The 2,333-nt window shown below is 41.5% G+C and carries 1 protein-coding gene and 1 pseudogene; both read left to right on the top strand.

What is annotated here, in order from left to right:
* Window positions 1–736 (top strand): annotated as a pseudogene (locus VJ937_RS02035) (iron-containing alcohol dehydrogenase); the annotation flags it as partial.
* Window positions 737–899: 163 nt separating this feature from the next.
* On the top strand, window positions 900–2,333 hold a 1,434-nt coding region (locus VJ937_RS02030), incomplete at its 3' end, for a sulfide/dihydroorotate dehydrogenase-like FAD/NAD-binding protein (RefSeq protein ID WP_324065252.1).

Genomic DNA, 2,333 nt, shown 5'->3' with positions numbered 1-2,333 from the left:
TACCGCTTTTTCAGTAATTACTGATTACAAAGTAGGTATCAAATACCCACTGGCCGATTTCGAAATTACACCTGATTTGGCTATTCTTGATCCTGAGATTGCATACAAAATGCCTCGAAACCTCACTGCACACACAGGTATGGATGCGCTAACTCATGCCACAGAGGCAATAACAGCTGCTTTAGCTTCTGATTTCAGCGATCCTTTGGCTCTGAAAGCCATTAAAATGATCAAAGAAAACATGCTTGCTTCTTATAATGGTGATTCCGGTGCGCGCGATGCATTACATATTGCCCAATGTTTGGCAGGTATGGCTTTTAGTAATGCTTTATTGGGTATTTGCCACAGTATGGCACATAAAACGGGTGCAATTTATCACATTCCACACGGATGCGCCAATGCCATTTATTTACCAACTGTAATTGAGTGGAATCGTGAAGTAGCCGAATCGAAATATGCTGAAATAGCCCGCTATATTGGTCTTGAAGGTTCAACCGACAAGGAATTGTGCGATGCATATATTCAATTGATCCGTGATTTGAACAAAGCAATGGGAATTCCTGAATCGCTTAAAGAATATGGAATCGATGAGAAGGAATTTAACGAAAATCTTGACCGCATATCTGAAAATGCAGCAGCAGATGCTTGTACCGGTTCAAATCCAAAAGAAACAAAAGTAGAAGACTTTAAAAAGCTATTTACAGCAGTTTATTATGGAACTGAAATATTAGCATAATGTACACAAGCAGGGGGCTGTAACTACAAAACTCATAATACTAACTTTTGCCCAAAAAGAATAATTACAGTCTCCTGTTTTACTTATCCCTAAGGAAATAGCAATAAAATATTAGCCTTGTTTTAGCTTTTTACTTAAAGCATGTGATTTATAATTCAATGATATGGAAAGATTCGAGATTTTACAAAATAGAGAACTTGCCCAGGATATTTTTTTTCTAAAAGTATACGCTCCGGTAATTGCCCGGGCTGCGCAGCCAGGACAGTTTTTAATTGTAATAAATGATGTTCATGCTGAGCGTATTCCGCTTACAATTAGTGACTACTCAAGCGATGAGGGAACCGTTGATCTTGTTGTACAGGCCATTGGGTTTTCTACACGTAAAATTGTTCAACATGAAGTTGGCGAATGTTTTGCCGATGTTGTTGGTCCACTGGGTAACCCATCTGAATTTGTTGAGATGCCACTCCCGGATCTTCAGAATCAACATTTGCTTTTCGTAGCCGGTGGAATTGGTGCTGCTCCCATTTATGCTCAGGTGAAATATTTTCAGCAAAATGGTATTCAAACCACAACCATTGTCGGAGCGCGCAACGCTGATTTTATTATTCTGGAAGAAGCATTTCGTCAAACCGGAACAGCTTTGCATCTATGCACCGACGATGGTAGTCGGGGTTTTCATGGCAATGTTACCGAGCTACTATCAGATTTAGTCGAGCGCGAGAAATTACATTTTGACCATGTCATCACAATAGGTCCGCTTATTATGATGAAATTTGTAGAGCAAACCACACGGAAGTACAATTTGCCTTGCGTGGCATCGCTTAATTCATTAATGATTGATGGTACAGGCATGTGCGGAGCCTGCCGCGTAACTATTGACGGCAAAACCCGCTTTACTTGTGTCGATGGCCCCGAGTTTGATGCGCATAAGGTTGATTTTAATGAGGCGCTAACCCGACAACAAAATAAGAAACCACATAAGCACGATCATTACTGTAATCTCGAAAAAGCAGTCAACGAAAAACACAAAGTAAGGAATACTCGCATTCCTGTTCGGGAGCAACCGGCTTCTATACGCATTAAAAATTTTAATGAAGTTTGTTATGGCTATAATGCGCAGGAGGCCATGAGAGAGGCTGAAAGGTGTTTGCAGTGTAAAAAACCACGTTGCGTAGGTAGTTGTCCGGTTCATATTGATATTCCCGGGTTTATTGCCGAAGTTGCCAATGGAAATTTCCAAAAAGCTTATGAGGTATTAAGTTTGAGTACCAGTTTGCCTGCCGTCTGCGGGCGGGTTTGCCCCCAGGAAACGCAATGCAAAGGTGAGTGTGTTTTAGGAATAAAAGGAGAACCTGTTGCTATTGGAAAACTTGAGCGTTTTGTGGCTGATTGGGCATTGTCTAATGTGCAACCAATAGTAAAAGAAGTGGAGCCTGGTGCTTCAAAAGTTGCTGTTGTTGGTTCCGGCCCTGCAGGTCTAACGTGTGCCGGCGATTTAGCCAAAATGGGTTATCGCGTTACCGTTTTTGAGGCATTGCAAAAAGCTGGAGGTGTGTTGGAATATGGAATTCCTGAGTTTCGCCTGCCCAAAAAG

The sequence above is a fragment of the Salinivirga sp. genome (assembly GCF_035268865.1).
Taxonomy (GTDB): domain Bacteria; phylum Bacteroidota; class Bacteroidia; order Bacteroidales; family Salinivirgaceae; genus Salinivirga.
The sequence above is the reverse complement of the archived record's forward strand: the minus strand, read 5'-3'. Positions and strand labels throughout refer to the sequence as shown.